Annotated in this window: 15 protein-coding genes and 1 other annotated feature; of the genes, 1 reads left to right on the forward strand and 14 read right to left on the reverse strand. The window is 39.1% G+C overall.

The window, feature by feature from the left end; genetic code table 11:
• Nucleotides 1-11: 11 nt before the first annotated feature.
• The 10 genes from ACQKEV_RS10340 to ACQKEV_RS10385 form a co-directional block, all read right to left on the reverse strand.
• Complete coding sequence (locus ACQKEV_RS10340; protein WP_427445329.1) at nucleotides 12-1,454, reverse strand: hypothetical protein; 1,443 nt, start codon at nucleotides 1,452-1,454, stop codon at nucleotides 12-14.
• Complete coding sequence (locus ACQKEV_RS10345; protein WP_427445327.1) at nucleotides 1,455-1,856, reverse strand: hypothetical protein; 402 nt, start codon at nucleotides 1,854-1,856, stop codon at nucleotides 1,455-1,457. It lies immediately after the preceding gene.
• Nucleotides 1,857-1,866: 10 nt separating this feature from the next.
• Nucleotides 1,867-3,243: a hypothetical protein gene (locus ACQKEV_RS10350; RefSeq protein ID WP_427445324.1), complete on the reverse strand. Its 1,377-nt coding sequence runs from the start codon at nucleotides 3,241-3,243 to the stop codon at nucleotides 1,867-1,869.
• Between the two features lie 143 nt (nucleotides 3,244-3,386).
• Nucleotides 3,387-4,838, reverse strand: coding sequence for a hypothetical protein (locus tag ACQKEV_RS10355; protein WP_427445322.1), 1,452 nt, complete (start codon nucleotides 4,836-4,838; stop codon nucleotides 3,387-3,389).
• A gap of 14 nt (nucleotides 4,839-4,852) precedes the next feature.
• On the reverse strand, nucleotides 4,853-5,314 hold the full coding sequence (locus ACQKEV_RS10360) for a type II secretion system protein (protein WP_427445319.1): 462 nt from the start codon (nucleotides 5,312-5,314) through the stop codon (nucleotides 4,853-4,855).
• Nucleotides 5,311-5,862, reverse strand: a complete 552-nt coding sequence (locus tag ACQKEV_RS10365; protein ID WP_427445316.1) for a type IV pilus modification PilV family protein — start codon at nucleotides 5,860-5,862, stop codon at nucleotides 5,311-5,313. The genes ACQKEV_RS10360 and ACQKEV_RS10365 overlap by 4 nt, the downstream gene beginning before the upstream one ends.
• A gap of 131 nt (nucleotides 5,863-5,993) precedes the next feature.
• Nucleotides 5,994-7,700: a sensor domain-containing diguanylate cyclase gene (locus ACQKEV_RS10370; protein ID WP_427445313.1), complete on the reverse strand. Its 1,707-nt coding sequence runs from the start codon at nucleotides 7,698-7,700 to the stop codon at nucleotides 5,994-5,996.
• Nucleotides 7,701-7,782: 82 nt separating this feature from the next.
• Nucleotides 7,783-9,033 (reverse strand): bifunctional folylpolyglutamate synthase/dihydrofolate synthase, encoded by a 1,251-nt coding sequence (locus tag ACQKEV_RS10375; protein ID WP_427445311.1) that lies wholly within the window; start codon nucleotides 9,031-9,033, stop codon nucleotides 7,783-7,785.
• Nucleotides 9,034-9,095: 62 nt separating this feature from the next.
• The gene (locus tag ACQKEV_RS10380; protein ID WP_427445308.1) at nucleotides 9,096-10,400 is read right to left on the reverse strand and encodes a bifunctional folylpolyglutamate synthase/dihydrofolate synthase; all 1,305 of its coding nucleotides are present in this window, start codon (nucleotides 10,398-10,400) and stop codon (nucleotides 9,096-9,098) included.
• Between the two features lie 216 nt (nucleotides 10,401-10,616).
• Nucleotides 10,617-13,265, reverse strand: a complete 2,649-nt coding sequence (locus ACQKEV_RS10385; RefSeq protein ID WP_427445306.1) for a valine--tRNA ligase — start codon at nucleotides 13,263-13,265, stop codon at nucleotides 10,617-10,619.
• A gap of 45 nt (nucleotides 13,266-13,310) precedes the next feature.
• Nucleotides 13,311-13,537, reverse strand: a binding site (T-box leader).
• Between the two features lie 93 nt (nucleotides 13,538-13,630).
• Between ACQKEV_RS10385 and ACQKEV_RS10390 the strand changes: the two genes are divergently transcribed.
• Nucleotides 13,631-13,822 (forward strand): hypothetical protein, encoded by a 192-nt coding sequence (locus ACQKEV_RS10390; RefSeq protein WP_427445304.1) that lies wholly within the window; start codon nucleotides 13,631-13,633, stop codon nucleotides 13,820-13,822.
• Here ACQKEV_RS10390 and ACQKEV_RS10395 read toward each other — a convergent pair.
• The 4 genes from ACQKEV_RS10395 to hemB all read right to left on the reverse strand — a co-directional run bounded on the left by ACQKEV_RS10395 (nucleotide 13,815) and on the right by hemB (nucleotide 18,054).
• A complete protein-coding gene (locus ACQKEV_RS10395) occupies nucleotides 13,815-14,360 on the reverse strand; it encodes a hypothetical protein (protein ID WP_427445301.1) in 546 nt (181 codons plus the stop codon). The genes ACQKEV_RS10390 and ACQKEV_RS10395 overlap by 8 nt on opposite strands.
• Nucleotides 14,361-14,664: 304 nt before the next feature.
• A complete protein-coding gene (locus ACQKEV_RS10400; RefSeq protein ID WP_427445298.1) occupies nucleotides 14,665-15,741 on the reverse strand; it encodes an AbrB family transcriptional regulator in 1,077 nt (358 codons plus the stop codon).
• Between the two features lie 43 nt (nucleotides 15,742-15,784).
• Nucleotides 15,785-17,074, reverse strand: a complete 1,290-nt coding sequence (gene hemL, locus ACQKEV_RS10405; RefSeq protein WP_427445295.1) for a glutamate-1-semialdehyde 2,1-aminomutase — start codon at nucleotides 17,072-17,074, stop codon at nucleotides 15,785-15,787.
• Complete coding sequence (hemB, locus tag ACQKEV_RS10410; RefSeq protein ID WP_427445292.1) at nucleotides 17,074-18,054, reverse strand: porphobilinogen synthase; 981 nt, start codon at nucleotides 18,052-18,054, stop codon at nucleotides 17,074-17,076. Before hemB ends, hemL begins: the two co-directional genes overlap by 1 nt.
• Nucleotides 18,055-18,056 lie beyond the last annotated feature (2 nt).

The following is an 18,056-nucleotide window of genomic DNA, read 5'->3' on the forward strand; positions in this document are numbered from 1 at the left end:
CACGCCCCCTATTACTTGCTTGGTGGAATGATATTTCCACCTTTGTCGTATTGTGGTTCAGAATCATCTTCGCTTCCAGAACCAGTAGAAGACCCATTATTAGTATCTGGTGAACTACCTGTCGAAGATCCATCTCCCGTTGTCCCTGTTCCTCCACTACTTGTGCCAGTGCCTGTTCCAGCTCCTGTAGAAGGTATTGAACCACCTGCCGTCGTACCAGAATTACCTGATGTACCCGTTGATCCATCGGAAGGAATCCCAGACCCATCGGTCGATGTACCATCTCCTGGGCTAGCTTCAGATGCCGTGACTGTCAACGGATGAATTTCTACTTTATGAACAGGTGGATAAAAATCCATCGAAACTTCTTTCGTTTCAATTATGGCAGAACCTGAACTTATGTTTTTAAGTACTGCAACTTGCACACCATTTTCACCTTGCGTTTTTACACGAACCGTATTTGGTTCAACGAATGAGCTGAATTGTTTAATAGTTTTCGGTAGGAATTCTTGTTTGTCACTGATTGTCGTTTCATATTGATAAACAAAAGGAAATCCTGTAAGGCTCGCATTCAGACCTGTCCCTACTCCATTAAGATTAATTGTAAAGCCAGTTGCGTTTGGGTTTGTAAATACAAAGTCAACTCCAAGTTCGCGGTTGATAGAGGCTTCAAAACCAAGTGGCACGACGGTAGGGATAATAGGCCCAATACTACGTTCATCCACCCCGAAATTCGTTTGCAGAACTGAGGCATATAGAATTGATGCGACAGTCGTTAAATCTTGTTCCGTTAAAATCCCTAAATCATTCATTTCGATAAATTCCAGCATTGAAAAAGTAGACTTTGGATTGATTGTGTATCCATTGAGCGCAGTCATTAAATTACGAATACCTGCTGACGATTCAATATTGTTGAACGTCACATTAGTCACAGCCGTCTCGACAGTTGAACTTGTCAATAACGTGCTTGTGATATCGATGGTTTGATTTTTAAGTCCAGCAGCAAGTTGTTCACGAATTGTCTTAGTGACAGTAGAAATTTGTTCATCATTGAAAACCATAGGAGAAAATTGTTGATTCAGGAATGTACCTACGGATTCTTCCGTCACATCAAATTGTAGTTCATTTTTCGCACCATCTTGAGCGTCTGTCAACGTTTGATCCGTATTGAATTGAACAGCTTCCAACGGGAAAGGAACAACTGCGTCTTGCAATTTTATTTGAACAATCGCTTGATCGAACCAACCTTTAACACCTGTCTGCACGGTTACAGCAGCTTTGTTTTCAGGCAAATTTGAAACATCATATGGACCTATGTAAGTTTGTTCCCCAAATTCTTCTGAAGAGAAGACCAATTCATTAATGACATATGTTCCCGCTTGAGTTACACCAAAAAATAAAACAGTTGAGCCAAGAAGAGCTGCAAAAGTCGTACCAAATAATTTATTGTTCATTTATTGGTCCTCCTTTTTCGCAGGTTTTAACCAGTCTTCAACTTGAGAATCAGTTCCAGATTGACCATTCGGTGTTGGTAAAGTTGCTGCAACATATGCTTCCGAAGGTTTTTCTATTGCTTCTTTAATAGTTTTGGGCACATATAAATGTAACTCTTCGTCTTTCAATTTTTCATTCTCTAATCGTTTTGTTAACACAACCGATCCTGCAAACAGTAAACCTAGCATAATTAATACAGAATAATAGAGACTAAGCGTTGATTGTGCCAATAAGCCAAATAGCGCTATGACGAAACCACCAACAAGAAACATTAGCTTAGTTTTTATATCTACTTTCAAGACTAATATGACGATTGGAAACACGATGAATGCGAGCAGAATAAGAATAAGAAATTTAATCATGTTTCACCTCTTATGGTTTGTACTTAACGTTCATTTTTAAATCACTGTGTTTTTCAATATAAGTTGCCTTAATTTCCTTTACCGGTGGAGGTATAGGAATATTGATAGTTCCAATACAATAATCCACGAAATCTTTATACGTCCCTGAAAATCTTTGGGCGTCAGGAACCTGCCTGTAGGAATTAGAAGTATAATAATAAACATTATCATGCTTGGAATTCCCGTTTTTCACTTCAAAAGAGCTATTTGCAACGTCTATCCCGTCTAAATTAATGCACAACTTACCAAATTTTGCATCCGTATGTTTGTCAATTTTGATTGGGATCGGATACTTGTTATCTCCTGTTATAAAAACAGTACCACGAATATTTTTGAAGTGATTTTCTGAGTTTACACCTTTGATAACTGCTGTACCTCCATAATTATTACCGTTCGTATCAATATTGATTATTCCATTTAAAAATAATGATATTTGACTTAATGGTTTGATTTGATCGATTGAAATATCCTTACTCGAAAACACTTTCAGATTAGGATATCCTGATATACAACTACCTCCTGGACAAAAAGATGCCTGAATATCATCTGCGATAATTGTAATTTTGCTGTAATCAATTGAAGCTTGTGAATTTCCTAAAACAGATGAAATCGACTTTGACCCAAATAAACGACAAATCGTCCCTTCTTTTAAAGGCTTAATAATATCCGTACAATTAATTTCTGAAGCTGGCGGTGTAAATAAATAGTTATTTAACTCTGAAGAGTTGGATGCCTCAGGTACCGGTATTGGATTATTAATAGATGTAATACTGGACACAAAGGTTGGCATAGGAAGCAGAAGTTCATTTTTTAGTACAGCAGGCTTTTGATTTGTATTTCCTTCTACTGAAAAAGGTAATTTATAATACGTTACACCTTCAATCTCAGTTGATTCTAGTACCGAGCCAATTGAAGCATCTAAAATGGAATAGTCCACTTTGTTTTCAATAATTTCCTTATCCATTGTCTTGAAAGATTGATAATAAGACGCTAGATCCACTTGATACTTTGCTATTTGTTGAGAAATTAACGAATCAATTGTTGATTGGGTTTTGCAATTACTATTTTGGAAATTCCCATTGCAATTTTTCAAATTATTTACAGCAGTTTTTAATTCACTTAAATGCTTTTTATATAAAATTTCAGCTTGATTCTGCATATGACTATCCACATATTTAATCCCGAGCTCTGCAGCTACTACCGCTTGATTATTTTTATCAACCGTCTGCTCTTGAGTAACATGGTTCAGTGAAGCACCCATGAATACTGCTGACATGCTTAAGAATATTATAATGGTAAATAAAACTATTAAAAGAGCATATCCTCTTTCATTCAACATTTTTTTCATTTTTCCGACAACCTCCGAAGAGCCTTTTGGTATAACGTTTTAATACCGATTGATTCTATTATCATACTTATTAAGTAATTTGTCATGCCTTATAGTATAAAAAGCACAAAAAGAAGAGAGTCGAGCTATTCGACTCTCTTCTTTTAATTTCCATAATCCACTGTCGCTTCAATTTCAGTCGTGCTGTCAATAAATTGTTTCATTGAATGTCCTTCTGGCAAACCTGCAGTATTTACATTGCATTCATTTAGGAAAGCTACAAAATCATTCATGTAAATAATTTTCCCTTCAACGGCTGCAGGTAATTTAACCATATCAATTCGCCCTGGATATAGAATTAGTTTTCCATTGCCGCTTAATATAGAAGGATTCGTTAAATCAGAAGAATTCGCCAAGCTTATTCCATTCAAATTTATACACATCTTAGAGTTTGTTGAGACAGTTACACTTTTCCCCGTTGATTTCCAGTCTATAAAACCGGTTTTGTCCTCATTGCCCAAAACAACTAGATTACTATTCGTCAAATTCATGCTGACGTGGAATGAGTAGGATCGGCTTACGATTGTGTTGTTGTTGGCTGAGTTACTATTTTTAATAATCAAATCGCCATCTACGTACATGGAAATGTCCTGCAAATTATTCAAGTTATCTACATTGAGTGTTTGATTTGAAGGTTTGATGTATACCGTCCCTCCACTACCATCTAAACTGTTTAAATTACACTTGGTCTTATCTTCCACTGCATAACATAAATCATCTACTTTGATACTTACCTTCGAAGGATCTGGTAGACTGGCTAAATAACTTTCAAGATGGGTCCCCGTATATTTGCAGACACCTGACATCATTGCGCTTGCTTGCGCTGGACAAATGGACGTACTGTCATTAGGGGGAATGAATATACGGTCCACTGTTTCTTTTTCACTTAAAATCGTTTTGATTACAATATCATTTGTTTCGGAAGTATGATCTGGAATGGTGATGATCAATGTAGCATTCAATGTTTTAGCGGAAGTATTCTGTTTACCTAAGACAGCCAGAGGAATTACAATTTGCCTACTTGCCTCATTAAAAACTGGATTTATTGCAAGTGGCATCAATTCATATTTCGTTTTTGAATCTATTTTATTTTCTTGAGGAGCTAAGTCTGTATAAACACGGTTTACTTCAGATGTATACATCTCTATTCCTGCATTTTCAATTTCTTTTGTTTCGCAATCAATCCAGGCATTAATGTGGACACTGGAATAAAACACATTACATGCTGCAGTAGACATTCCTGTAGGCAGTGGCAAGTTGTTATCTTTTGCAGTGGTAACTTCCGTTGCTTTATCTACTAATGTATTCAGACTGGAATTCATGAAATTCTTATAATCCTGATTCAATATTTTTATTTCATTCAATAGATTATTGATATTATATTTCACACCCATTTCAGCTGCGACCACCGACTGGTTTCGGACGTCAACGGTCGTTTCCTGCTTGGCATTATTAAAAGATGCGGCAACAAAAACTGTTGATAAACCAACAAAAAAAACAACTAATAAGAGAACAAGTAACAAAGCATAACCTTTATGGTTGTTTACATACTTCATTCTACCCCTCCTCTTCAATTAGTTGTTTTATATCTTGTGAGTTTTGTATTTACTTGATAGACAGCTTTTTCATAAGCTATTTCGGCGACCAATGTATAATCATCTCGAGTCGGTTGAACTAATTGTTCTGGACTGCTAATTGAAACAGTAAACTTCGAATCTGAAATGGGGTTAAAAGTTAGGGCGGACTGATCAACTGGACTTGTACATAAATCATTAGAGACAGGAGCAATTTCTATTCTACCTGAGTTGTCTCGAATAAAATAACAATCCCCTGTACGGTGGGTATTCAACAATTTGGAAACAATCAAATTTGCTTCCTGTTGTGTCGAAGTTTTATTAGCTTCAGCAATAGAATGCTTGAACCCAATACCCAAGGTGGTCATGATTAATATCGCAACCATAGAAACTAGAGCAAGAGCTGCAATTAACTCTACTAAGGTTATTCCCTGGTTATTCTTAAAATAGTTTCTCATGGAGTCACCTCGATATAGCCATACGTTTCACTACTCAATTGACCTTGAAGAGTGTAAATTTTAAGAATGGTTTTATATAAAGAAATTGTTCCTGCAAGATCAGGCACATCGAATACTTGAATTTCGAATTTAAATTCTTGTCCTGCATTAACCGTACTATTAAAAATAAATGAAGTGTAATCATCTGTGTTGGTTGTTGTATCATCCATTAAGACACGGTTTTTACTTATAGTCGTTCCTGGAAATTGCAATTTAATCACGGATTCGATTTGGTCAACGGGTATTGTAAGGTATGGAGGCACATTAGGATTAGGGTCAGAATCTGGAACAAGAGTTAATGCCCCTTTACTAATTTCAATAAACTCCGACATTTCCTGTCTTGCAATATTCATCGTGTCTAACTTCGTTTCCGTTTTCGCATTAAATAACGTCATTTGCGGAAATACAGTCATGATTCCTATGAAAACGATTCCCATTATAACAAGTGCTGCCAAAACTTCGACGAGTGTCAAACCAGATTGTTTTGAAAGATTTGGAGAAATTTTCATATAAATCTACTCATTTCATGTTCTTTATACGTATTATGTATTGTTTTAATAGAATTGTCATTATATTTATACTATAATAACTCTCTTATTAAAGCCCACGAAAAAAAGAGCTGATTTTCTCAGCCCTTTTTCTATTTCACATATTCCGCAACACGATTTCGACCTTCGCGTTTTGCTCCGATATATAATGCTCTGTCTGCATTTCGTATCAATGCCATGGCATCGTCGCAGTCTTCTGGTGCAGTAGAGACGCCAATGCTTATTGTGATATTTACTAATGATAATAGCGGTTGATCAGCTAAATCTGTTTGAATTTCGAATGGCGTTGATTCTATTTTCTCGCGTAACTCTTCAGCCAATTCCAAAGATTGTTGTTTGGAGTAGTTTGGCAGGATGACGACAAATTCTTCACCGCCATATCTTGCAATAATACCAGAGTCACCCAGTTCTTTTTCCAACAGTCTGGCCAATCCAAAGAGGATATCGTTTCCGCTCTGATGACCATATGCGTCATTAATAGATTTGAAGTGGTCAATGTCCATCATCAGTAAAGACAATTGACGCAGTTCACCATTGAGCAATTGATTCATATTCATTTCGAGTTGCTGATCTAAGTAACGGTAATTATATAACTTAGTTAAGCCACATCGTTCACTTTTTGAAACAGCATCTTGTACGTAGCGTGCTTTTTCAAGTGATACTGCAAAATACGAACATAGCAAACTGATAATTTGCAACTGATAGGTTTCAAATGCATATTTCTTCCTTGATGCAATAACGAAAATGCCTTCCATTTTTTGATTCCTACTGATTGGAACAGATATGATGCTTTCTGCATCCATTGGAAGAAAATCCGAACTTGATTTACGCCATTCCTTTTGTTTATTAAATAAAATGGACTTGTCCTTTTTATAAACGATTCCAGCAATACTTTTCAATAATTCCTCGTGTGATTGATAGATATCAACGTTAATATCTTTTTCCATCGACTTCAAGAAGTACATATTGCCTTGGTCTATATCAATGATGTAGGAATAATCAACGGGCAACATTTTACTGATTCTCGATAAAAACAAATCCTTAATTGCTTCTACACTGAGTCGATCCGCGAGTTCATGACCGATTTCAGTTGCTTGATTCAAATCCTCATTGACGCGTTCGGAATTACTGTATAACCGAACAAGGAACGTCATGATCAGGAATGGAATGCCTAAAAGCAAGAATGCAACAGGACCCACATATTCAATTAATAAGTAAAGCATAATGCCAAATGGGAATGTGATAATCAGTCCTGCGTAATCCCAAATAGAATCTTGCCCAAAAAAACCTTCATGTTCTTGCTTTGTTAAAATTAAGTAAAAGTGCAAAATGACATGGTTAGTAAACGTATTTAAAATTTGATAGATACAGCCAAATAAAATAATATCTTGAAAGTTTAATGTACCGACCTGATAGCCCATTAATAGGATCGAAACTCCACTGATGGCAGATACCATGAAAAACATAAACGAGTTAAAGAGTGCGCGATAAAAGTCACTGTACCCGATCTTCAGTTGCATAATCAAAGGAATAATGGCCAGTTGCATGACGATAGCATCAACGAAAACTCCATATTTCAGGAATATGGCGAGGTTGATCCATTGAACTAAAAATAAGGTCGTCCCAGCTACTTTAAACGGAAAGTAAGTCGTTATAATGGCTAACGCAGTGTACCCCAATAAGACAGGCCAATTGATTTCACTGGGTGTCGCAAATTGATAAAGAGAGTATAGTCCAAATGGAACAACAAGAACCCATATGGCCCAAATTAATCGTTGTGTTCGTTTAGAAATGTCCATATGCGCCCCCTTATCTATGGTTCAATTTATCTAGTACGATTTACATCGTATCAAAATTAGAAAGTTTTGTCATCTTTTATCTTCAAATAATTTTAAACATTTCAATAGCCCTTAAACGCACGCCAGACAAGAGATAAAGCGAACCCGATACTATAGTCACTTGTTTTTCTGAAATTGTATTTGAGAGCGAACGGAGTAGGTCTTTTGTCTCTGATACATTATTTGATTCGCTTATTTTCGACAATGCGTTTGAAGGCATTGCGCGCTCATCATCGAAATCCACAAATGTAAAATTCGATGAAATTTCTTCAAAAATTCGCAGTATTTTTTCACTATCTTTTCCTTTGATCATGCCAATATAAAAATGAATGGGTGTATTAGGAAAATTTTCTTTAATCGTCTCAACAAGAGCTCGAGCGCTGGCAGGATTGTGAGCCCCATCAAAATATAAATACTCCGTTATTTTTTCAAATCTTCCAGGAATAAATGTTTCACTCAAACCTTTACGTAAAGTTCTTTCATCGATACTCACTTCAAGCTTTTCTGCAACATAAAGCACAGTTCGAATGGCAAGAGCTGCGTTGTTCATCTGATGTGGTCCTTTTAGCGGGACGGCTAGATTCGTGAAATGATGACCCTCATTGTCCTCATACAGCCCATTCTTAAATGAAAAATCTTTATTTATACTCCAAACTAGAGATTGGGTTCTCTTCGCTTCTTCCTCAAGTACTTCTTCAGCTTTAACTTCCATAGGACCAATAACAACCGGACTGCCAGTTTTGATGATTCCTGCTTTGTGAGTAGCCACTTTCTCAATTGTGTTTCCTAAAAATTGTTCGTGCTCCAGTGCAATGCTTGGAATCACGGAAATGAGTGGTGAAATGACATTTGTACTGTCATACCTGCCCCCCATCCCTGTCTCTAGCAACACGATATCAGGTTGGAAGTTTTCAAAAGCTAGAAATGCAAGGACTGTTAAAAGTTCGAAATCCGTCAACATTCCGCTCAGTCCTGCTTCTTTTGCTCGCCCAAAAGCTTCATCCAATTGACTGGATGAGATAAACTCGCCATTCAGTTGAATCTGATCATGCACATCCATGAAACAAGGCGAATAAAAGCATCCCGTTTTAATGCCCTGGGCTTGGAGCATTGCATTCATCATGCTAATGGTAGAACCTTTGCCATTTGTGCCTGCAACATGAACAAATTTGAGTTTCAGATGTGGATTCCCTACTTTATCAAGCGCATTTGTAATGGCAGCAAGTCCAGGCTCTATCGTATTTTTGCTTTCTATTCGAAAGCGTTCTTTGTATTCATTAAATTTCGGAATCATTTTGCTTCTCCTTCCTAAACGAGAAAAGAACCCCACCTTCACAATAAAGGCAGGGTCACATATTAAAGTACTTTCATTTGTGCTTTTTGTTTTAAATAAGGGCGTGCAAGTGACATAAAGTACAGAGAGCCGGTAACAAGGACGACGTTTGAATCATCTACTTTTAGTAAGGCTTCTTCCAGCGCTTCCTGCCAGTTTAATGTTAATTGCTTTTCAGCATGATTTGTCTGTTCAAAGATATCTTTACCTGCTGCAGCATTTTTCACATGAATTTCCGTGACTGTTATGCTTGCTGCAATTTCATCCAGCATATTAAGGACGGAAGAAATGTCTTTATCCTGCAGAGCCGTGAAAACGACGTGAATATTTTTTGTTTCGTAGCGTTGCTGAATGGTTTTAATGAGCACTTCCATACCAGCCGGGTTATGTGCACCATCAATAATGACGTTTGGCAATACTTCTTCAAAACGTGCTGCCCAACTAGAAATGTTTAGCCCTTGACGGATGCTTTCTTCAGAAATCGTGAAGCCGTAGTACTGGTTTAATAATAAAGCAGCTGTAACAGCAAGCGATGCATTTTCAACTTGATGATGGCCCATCATTTTTAGGGAAAGATCATTCAGTTTTACAGTGTTCAATTGATAAGAAAAACTTTGTTGGTTGATTTCCTGCGTGACATTTTCAACTAGGAAATCTTTATATAATTGATAGATCGGCGCTTGCTCCAACTCGGCTTTTTTCTCAATTACCGCAACTGCCTGTTTGTCTTTTACTGCACTGATTACAGGTACAAGCTGTTTGATGATTCCTGCTTTTTCTTCAGCAATGGCTTCAACCGTGTCACCAAGTATTTGTGTGTGGTCAAGCGAAATCGACGTTAAAACAGAAATTAATGGTGTCAGTACGTTCGTTGAATCGAACTTTCCGCCGATTCCTGTCTCGATTAAAGCTATATCCACTTTCATGTCTTTGTAGTACATAAACGCAATAACCGTCAAGATTTCGAAGAAGTTCGACCCATCTCCCACTTGACCTTTTTGCAATAATGGATAGATTTCGTTCATATATTGGATAAATTGTTCATCTGTAATCATTACATCATTCATCATGATGCGTTCGTTCACTTTCTCAAGGTGAGGAGATATGAAGCTTCCAACTTGCAGTCCTTCAGCAATCAATATTTCTTTAAGGGCATTCAAAGTTGAACCTTTACCGTTTGACCCTGCAATGTGAACAGAACGGAATCCTTGATGTGGATTTCCGAGGACTTCTAAAATTGCCGTAATACGGCTCAATCGACCATTTCGCTCCGTTTTCTGATCCATGGAATATATGTATTCAATTACTTTATCAACTGATGTAAACACATTTGGTCACTCCTCAAACTCAATACTCTCAGAACATCTGAGAATTCACTCTATTCTATCATGTTCAATTACAGAAAAGATATGAAATTATTTCTAGCGACTAATGAAATTTTTTTGTCTGAAAAGCTTTTCATTATTGAATATATTATCAACTTCCAATCATAACTCTCTCCAAATAAAAATGTCCCAAAAGCCTAAGCTTTTGAGACATTCAAATTATAGATTCTTCAATTCAGCCAAACGTTTTTCAACGGTTGCGTGTTTTTCAATATAATCCAGTTGTTTCGCGCGTTCTTCAGCAACAACTGCTTCAGGAGCTTTTGAAACGAAACGTTCGTTTGAAAGTTTGCCTGTTACGAGCTTCACTTCTTTTGCCCATTTCTCCAGCTCTTTCTCTAATCGTGCAGTTTCAGCTGCTACGTCGATTAAGCCTTCTAATGGTAAGAACAGTTCTGCACCCGAAACGACACTCGACATCGATTGTCCTGGCGCTTCAATTCCTTGACCCAATACCAATGGTTCCGGGTTACAGAATTTCTCTAAATACATTGCATTTTCTTCTAGTACTGCTAAAGTTTCTGTGTCTTTAGCCGAGATGTATAACGGTACTTTTTTGCTCATCGGCGTTTGAACTTCTGCGCGGATTGCGCGTACAGAACGGATGATGTCCGAAAGCAATTTCATGCTTGAAGCTTTTTGGCTATCTGTCAATGATTCATTAACTGTTGGCCATGCTGCAATCGTAATAGATTCGCCTTCGTGTGGCAGGCTCTGCCAGATCTCTTCCGTGATGAATGGCATGAATGGATGTAATAGACGCATTGTGTTGTCTAAAACGTATGCCAATACTGAACGCGTCATTTTCTTCGCGTCTTCGTCTTCACCGTGTAATGGAAGTTTTGCCATTTCAATGTACCAGTCACAGAAATCATCCCAGATGAAGTTGTAAAGAGAGCGACCTACTTCACCGAACTCATATTTCTCTGCTTGTTTCGTTACTTGATCAATCGTTTCATTTAAACGAGTCAAAATCCATGCATCTGCAACTGATTTTTCCCCACTTAAATCGATGTCTTCGAACTTCATGCCTTCCATGTTCATCATGGCAAAACGTGAAGCATTCCAGATCTTGTTGGCAAAGTTCCAAACGGACTCCACTTTCTCGATTGAGAAACGTAAATCTTGCCCTGGTGATGAACCAGTCGATAAGAAGTAACGCAGTGCATCGGCACCATATTTATCGATAACATCCATCGGGTCAATCCCGTTACCTAAAGACTTCGACATTTTTCGGCCATCTTCTGCTCTTACTAATCCATGAATTAATACATCATCAAATGGACGTTTTCCTGTGAATTCAAGTCCTTGGAAAATCATACGTGAAACCCAGAACGCAATAATGTCGTAACCTGTAACTAATGCATTTGTTGGGTAATAACGTTTAAATTCTTCATTCGTTTCGTCCGGCCAACCCATTGTTGAAAACGGCCATAATGCAGATGAGAACCACGTATCCAGTACATCATCATCTTGTTTCCAGTTTTCAATGTCAGCAGGAGCTTCATGTCCAACATAAATTTCACCTGTTTCAATGTGGTACCAAGCAGGAATTCGATGACCCCACCATAATTGACGTGAAATACACCAGTCGTGAATGTTTTCCATCCATCGTAAATAAGTGTTTTCAAAACGTTCTGGTACGAATTCAATTTTGTCTTCACCTTGTTGCGCTTTAATCGCTTCATCAGCAAGTGGCTGCATTTTCACGAACCATTGAGTTGAAAGGTATGGTTCAACAACCGCACCACTACGCTCAGAATGTCCAACTGAATGCGAATGTTCTTCAATTTTGAAAAGAACATCAGCTTGTTGAAGATCAGCAACAATTTGCTTACGACATTCAAAACGATCCATGCCCTCATATTTGCCAGCTAGTTTATTCATGGTGCCGTCTTCATTCATCACTAACACGCGTTCTAAGTCGTGACGGTTACCGATTTCAAAGTCATTCGGGTCATGGGCTGGCGTTATTTTAACCGCACCACTTCCAAAATCCATTTCCACATAATCATCAGCAACAATTTTTATTTCACGGCCTACGATTGGTAACGTTACAGTTTTGCCGATTAAGTGTTTGTAACGATCGTCTTCAGGATGAACGGCAACTGCTGTATCCCCAAGCATCGTTTCCGGACGGGTCGTTGCAACTTCGATGTGACCCGTGCCATCCGTTAGCGGGTATCGCATATGATAGAAAGCACCCTGTACATCTTGATGGATTACTTCGATATCTGATAAAGCGGTTTTCGTAGCCGGATCCCAGTTGATGATACGCTCGCCGCGGTAAATTAGCCCTTTGTTGTAAAGCTTCACGAATACTTCTTTAACGGCATTTGATAAGCCTTCATCGAGTGTGAAACGTTCACGAGAGTAGTCTAGACCTAAACCAAGTTTTGACCATTGCGTACGAATATGACCTGCATATTCTTCTTTCCACTTCCAAGTTTCTTTCACAAATTCATCACGCCCTAAGTCGTAACGTGATTTACCTTCAGAACGAAGTTTCTCTTCCACTTTCGCCTGTGTTGCGATTCCTGCATGGTCCATTCCTGGCAACCAAAGTGCATCATAGCCTTGCATGCGTTTCATGCGGATTAAAATGTCCTGCAGTGTCGTATCCCATGCATGGCCCAAGTGTAATTTACCCGTTACGTTTGGTGGTGGAATTACGATGGTGTAAGGTTCTTTCCCGCTCTCAGGTTGTGCTTCGAAAAATTTCCCTTTTAGCCACCATTCGTAGCGTCCTTGTTCAATGGACTTCGGATCATATTTCGTTGGAAGTTGTGTGGTTTGTTGTTCAGTCATCCTCTATTCCTCCTTTTTTGAATACAAAAAAACTCCAGTCGTCACAAAAAGGACGAAGGAGTTGTTCGCGGTACCACCTTTATTCGCAGATGACAAAATAATCATCACGCTCTCAAGTTTATATAACGGCTTTTAACCGGTTTCTGCTACTGGATCGTTCACAGAAACTGCTCATGGGCGACATTCAAATGTGTGTTAACGGAAACTCTCACCAAATGTTCCCTCTCTTGTGAAAACAGCACCATTTTACTCTTCCCAATCAATGCATCATTATTTAGTTTTGTAACATATTGTATTTCCAAGATGAGATTATTGTATAGGACTGCACGACAACCCGTCAAGTATTTTTGAAAGGAGGAATTTCAATGAGAAGAGGATATAATCCCTATCTGCTTCCACCATGGCTGCGAAGAACCCGCTTCTACTGCAAAGACATCATTTTGCCAATCACGGTTTTTGAATTAATCCGAACCATCTTCATCCCAACGACCTTCGATTTCTTGCTGCTATGCTTGCTGATTGGGATCTTATTTTTATTTCAAAAAGACATCATTTAACTTCGTAAACGGAATAGGCGTCTTTTAAATCACGTAAGAAGAAGGGCAGATTTTCTTTAACTTCAGGATTTTCCTCGGAAGTGGAATTGGCAGGCGCCGTAATAACTTCTACTGAAGAGGATTCCTGTGGTTCAGTAAATTCATACGTGCAAGTAACATTCCATTCAACTTTTAATGCATTTTCATCCGTAACAAAGGCATTAACGTCAGACAAATGGATTTCCGGTTTTACTTTGCCATGCACGTAGGTTGGTGGCAATTCAACGAATAAAGGCACTGCATATTCAAAATATCCGTTTTCCCCATTCATATCCAAGTCCTCGATTGAAACCCATTCTGATGTGCCGTGATGTGCACCTTCACCTGGTTGGAAAGCTACGTGTGCCGAGATATGGTAAATACCATATAAACTACTTACGCCATTAACTTGCTGAAACTCTACTTGTGGCTTGACCTCAATACGTGCAGCATTTGTCGGTACCCCAAAACTTTCTGGGAAATAAAAAACTTCTTGAAGCTTCCAGTTAACTTGATTCACTTCTTGTCCTCCTTCACAAAGCTATGTGAAAGATTTTATGCAAGAGAACGAGCCTTTATGATTGGAAACAAATGAGTTCAAGTGTCCATACACTGATTAAGAGTCTTGTGCTTGTCTCATCTAGTTAACTAGTTTAGTGAAACGTGTATGATCTAAAAAAACCATTTGTGAAATATTTATCGCTCATACTGGTGATTTATCGCTCATTCTGACGGTTTATCGCTCATACAAAAGCATTTATCGCTCAAACACGTTTCAATGACAAGTTAACTTATTGAGCCAGTAAAATTAATAAACTAACACACTAAGCTTTCATCCATTTTTTCAAGACGTACGTCATCACAGGTCCTGCAATTAACAAAATAAAGAATATCCTGAATAAATGAAAACTCGTGACGGTCGACAAATCCGCGCCTGTTTCCAGTGCGGTAATGGACATTTCGGCTATGCCTCCAGGCGCAGCGCTAATAAAGAAATCTAAAAACGTGTTAACTGAATGAATTCTTGTTAGTATGTACGCGATAAATCCACAAAATGCAATGAGAGCCAAGTTTGTCAGCACAATAGCACTGAACAATCGTATAGACAATTGATCTCGAACTTTTTCGAGTTGCAACCCTAAATGTGCACCTACAAAGATTTGAGAAAGAATCAACACAATAGCAGGCACTTCGACAACTGGATGATCTGTCACGAACTGCACAATGGCCATCGATAAAATAGGTGCCATCAGTTCAGGTAATGGAAAATGTGTTTTTTTCATCACTATAAAAAAGAAAGTGCCGAGTAAGACTGCTATAACAAAATGCATGACATTAAATGTCGGCAACACAGCCATTGTCCCTTCATTCAAATGACTCCCTTTCGGAATCCAAGCCGTCAGAAAAGGGACAACCGTTACGACAACAAAAATCCGGAACGTTTGCATCAACGTCACGATGGTTGAATTCGCCGATTTCACTTCTTCACTCAGCAATACCATTTGGGACAACCCGCCTGGCAGTGAACCTAACACACTTGTGGCAATAGACTCCCCTGATATTTTCAAAAATAGGTAACTTAGCAGTAACGCAACACCTACGATAGAAAACGTCATTAGAACCATTAACGGAAAATCAAACCACATGAGTTCTATCGATGTTTTGGTAAACGAAGAGCCGATTTGAATTCCAAGAAAAATTAAACCTACTTGTCGATAGATTCTCGGCCACTCAAATTCCAATTTTGTGTACTGCCGCAATAGCAGCAATGACACCATCGGCCCGAGCAACCACGGCAAAAAGATGCCGACCGAGTCAAATAAAAACCCAGCTGATGCCGCGATAATAAATGTACGTAATACAATCCAAGACTTTTGCAACAAGACCACACCTTTCTCCATTGAAAAAAGCCCTGATACTCGTTTGAGTACCAGGACAGTTACATTAAGCTAGTTGCTTGAAAACTTTATGGAATGCTTCCACCGTTTTTGCAATGTCTTCAGTCGTATGAGCAGCTGATAGGAACATGCCTTCAAATTGTGAAGGTGGCAAGAAAATGCCTTCCTCAGCCATCAAACGATAATATTTAGCGAATAATTGAAGATCAGACGTTTTCGCCACGTCATAGTTCGTAACCGTTTCATCCGTGAAGAAGAAGCCAATCATAGAACCCGCACGATTTACTGTGTGTGGAATGTGATATTTTGATGCAGCTTCGCGGAAGCCAGCTTCCAATTGATCCGCTAATCTGTTGAAGTGTTCATACGTTTCAGGTGTTAAACGGGACAATGTTTCCAGTCCTGCTGTCATCGCTAACGGGTTTCCTGAAAGTGTACCTGCCTGATAAATCGGACCACTTGGTGCGATTTGAGACATAATTTCAAGTTTCCCACCGTATGCACCTACAGGCAGTCCCCCGCCGATTACTTTCCCTAGGCAAGTCAAATCCGGTGTAACGTTGAAGTGTCCTTGTGCACAATTGTAGCCGACACGGAAGCCTGTCATGACTTCATCAAAAATAAGAACCGTTCCGTTTTCAGTCGACAGTTCACGTAGACCTTCCAGGAAGCCAGGTTGTGGACCTACGACGCCCATATTTCCTGCCACTGGTTCTACGATAATCGCCGCTAAGTCATCGCCATGCTGCTTAAATGCCGCACGTACGCTTTCTAAGTCATTGTAAGCGACCGTAATCGTGTTTTTCGCAACCGATTCAGGAACGCCTGGGCTATCAGGTAAACCTAGTGTAGCAACGCCTGAACCCGCTTTAATCAACAAGCTGTCGCCGTGGCCATGGTAACAACCTTCGAATTTCAGAATTTTATTGCGACCAGTATAGCCACGTGCTGCTCGAAGTGCACTCATCGTTGCTTCCGTACCCGAAGAAACCATACGTACCATTTCGATTGAAGGTACGCGTTCCATCACTAATTTAGCCAAATCATTTTCAACCACTGTAGGCGCACCGAAACTTGTACCAGTTTCAGCCACTTTTTGAATAGCAGACACGACGTCAGGATGAGAGTGACCCAAAATCAATGGTCCCCATGAAAGTACATAATCGATATAATCGTTGCCATCGATATCCGTAATGGTTGCGCCTTTTCCACTTGCCATGAAAATAGGATCCATATCAACCGATTTGAATGCACGAACCGGACTGTTAACGCCACCTGGCATTAATTTCACCGCTTCACTGAATGCTTGTTTTGATTTTTCATAAGAACGTCCCATTATTTCGCCCCCAACCAACGAGCCACATCTTTCGCGTGGTACGTCATGATTAAATCCGCGCCTGCGCGCTTCATGCTTGTAAGTGTTTCAATGACGATTCTTTCTTCGTCAATCCAGCCGTTTTGAGCTGCCGCTTTGACCATTGCATACTCGCCACTTACATTGTAAGCAACAACTGGTAAGTCAAAGTTATTTTTTACGTCACGTACGATATCCAAATAAGATAGTGCCGGTTTTACAATTAAGAAGTCTGCGCCTTCTTCGACGTCAGAAGTTGCTTCACGCATTGCTTCATTGCGGTTCGCAAAATCCATTTGATACGACTTGCGGTCACCGAATTGAGGTGTGCTGTTTGCCGCATCACGGAATGGTCCGTAATAAGCCGAAGCATATTTCACTGCATAGGACATGATTGGGAGATGTGAAAAGCCTGCTTCATCCAATCCGTAACGAATTGCCGCTACGAATCCATCCATCATATTTGACGGTGCAATAATGTCCGCTCCTGCTTTCGCTTGCGCAATTGCCGTGCGAGCTAATAAATCCAGTGTCGGATCGTTCAGAACTTTCCCGTTTTCGATAATGCCGCAATGACCGTGATCGGTATATTCACACAAGCAAGTATCGGCAATAACAACCAATTGTGGATGGCGTTCTTTTACAAAACGAATTGCTTCCTGGATGATGCCATGATCATGGTAAGCTTGCGTTCCTTCTGCATCTTTCTCAAGTGGAATACCGAATAAAATAACCGAAGGAATGCCAAGTGATACTACTTCATCCACTTCTGCTCCCAATTGGTCTATTGAGAACTGAAAAACACCCGGCATTGAAGCGATTGGATTTTTGATATTTTCGCCTTCTGCTACGAAAATCGGATAAATTAAATCATCAGTATGTAATTTTGTTTCACGTACCATAGCACGCAATGTTTCACTGTGACGCAAGCGTCGGTGTCTGTTAAATTGAAGTTCTTTCATTT

The sequence above is a fragment of the Paenisporosarcina sp. NPDC076907 genome (assembly GCF_050269735.1).
Lineage (GTDB): Bacteria > Bacillota > Bacilli > Bacillales_A > Planococcaceae > Paenisporosarcina.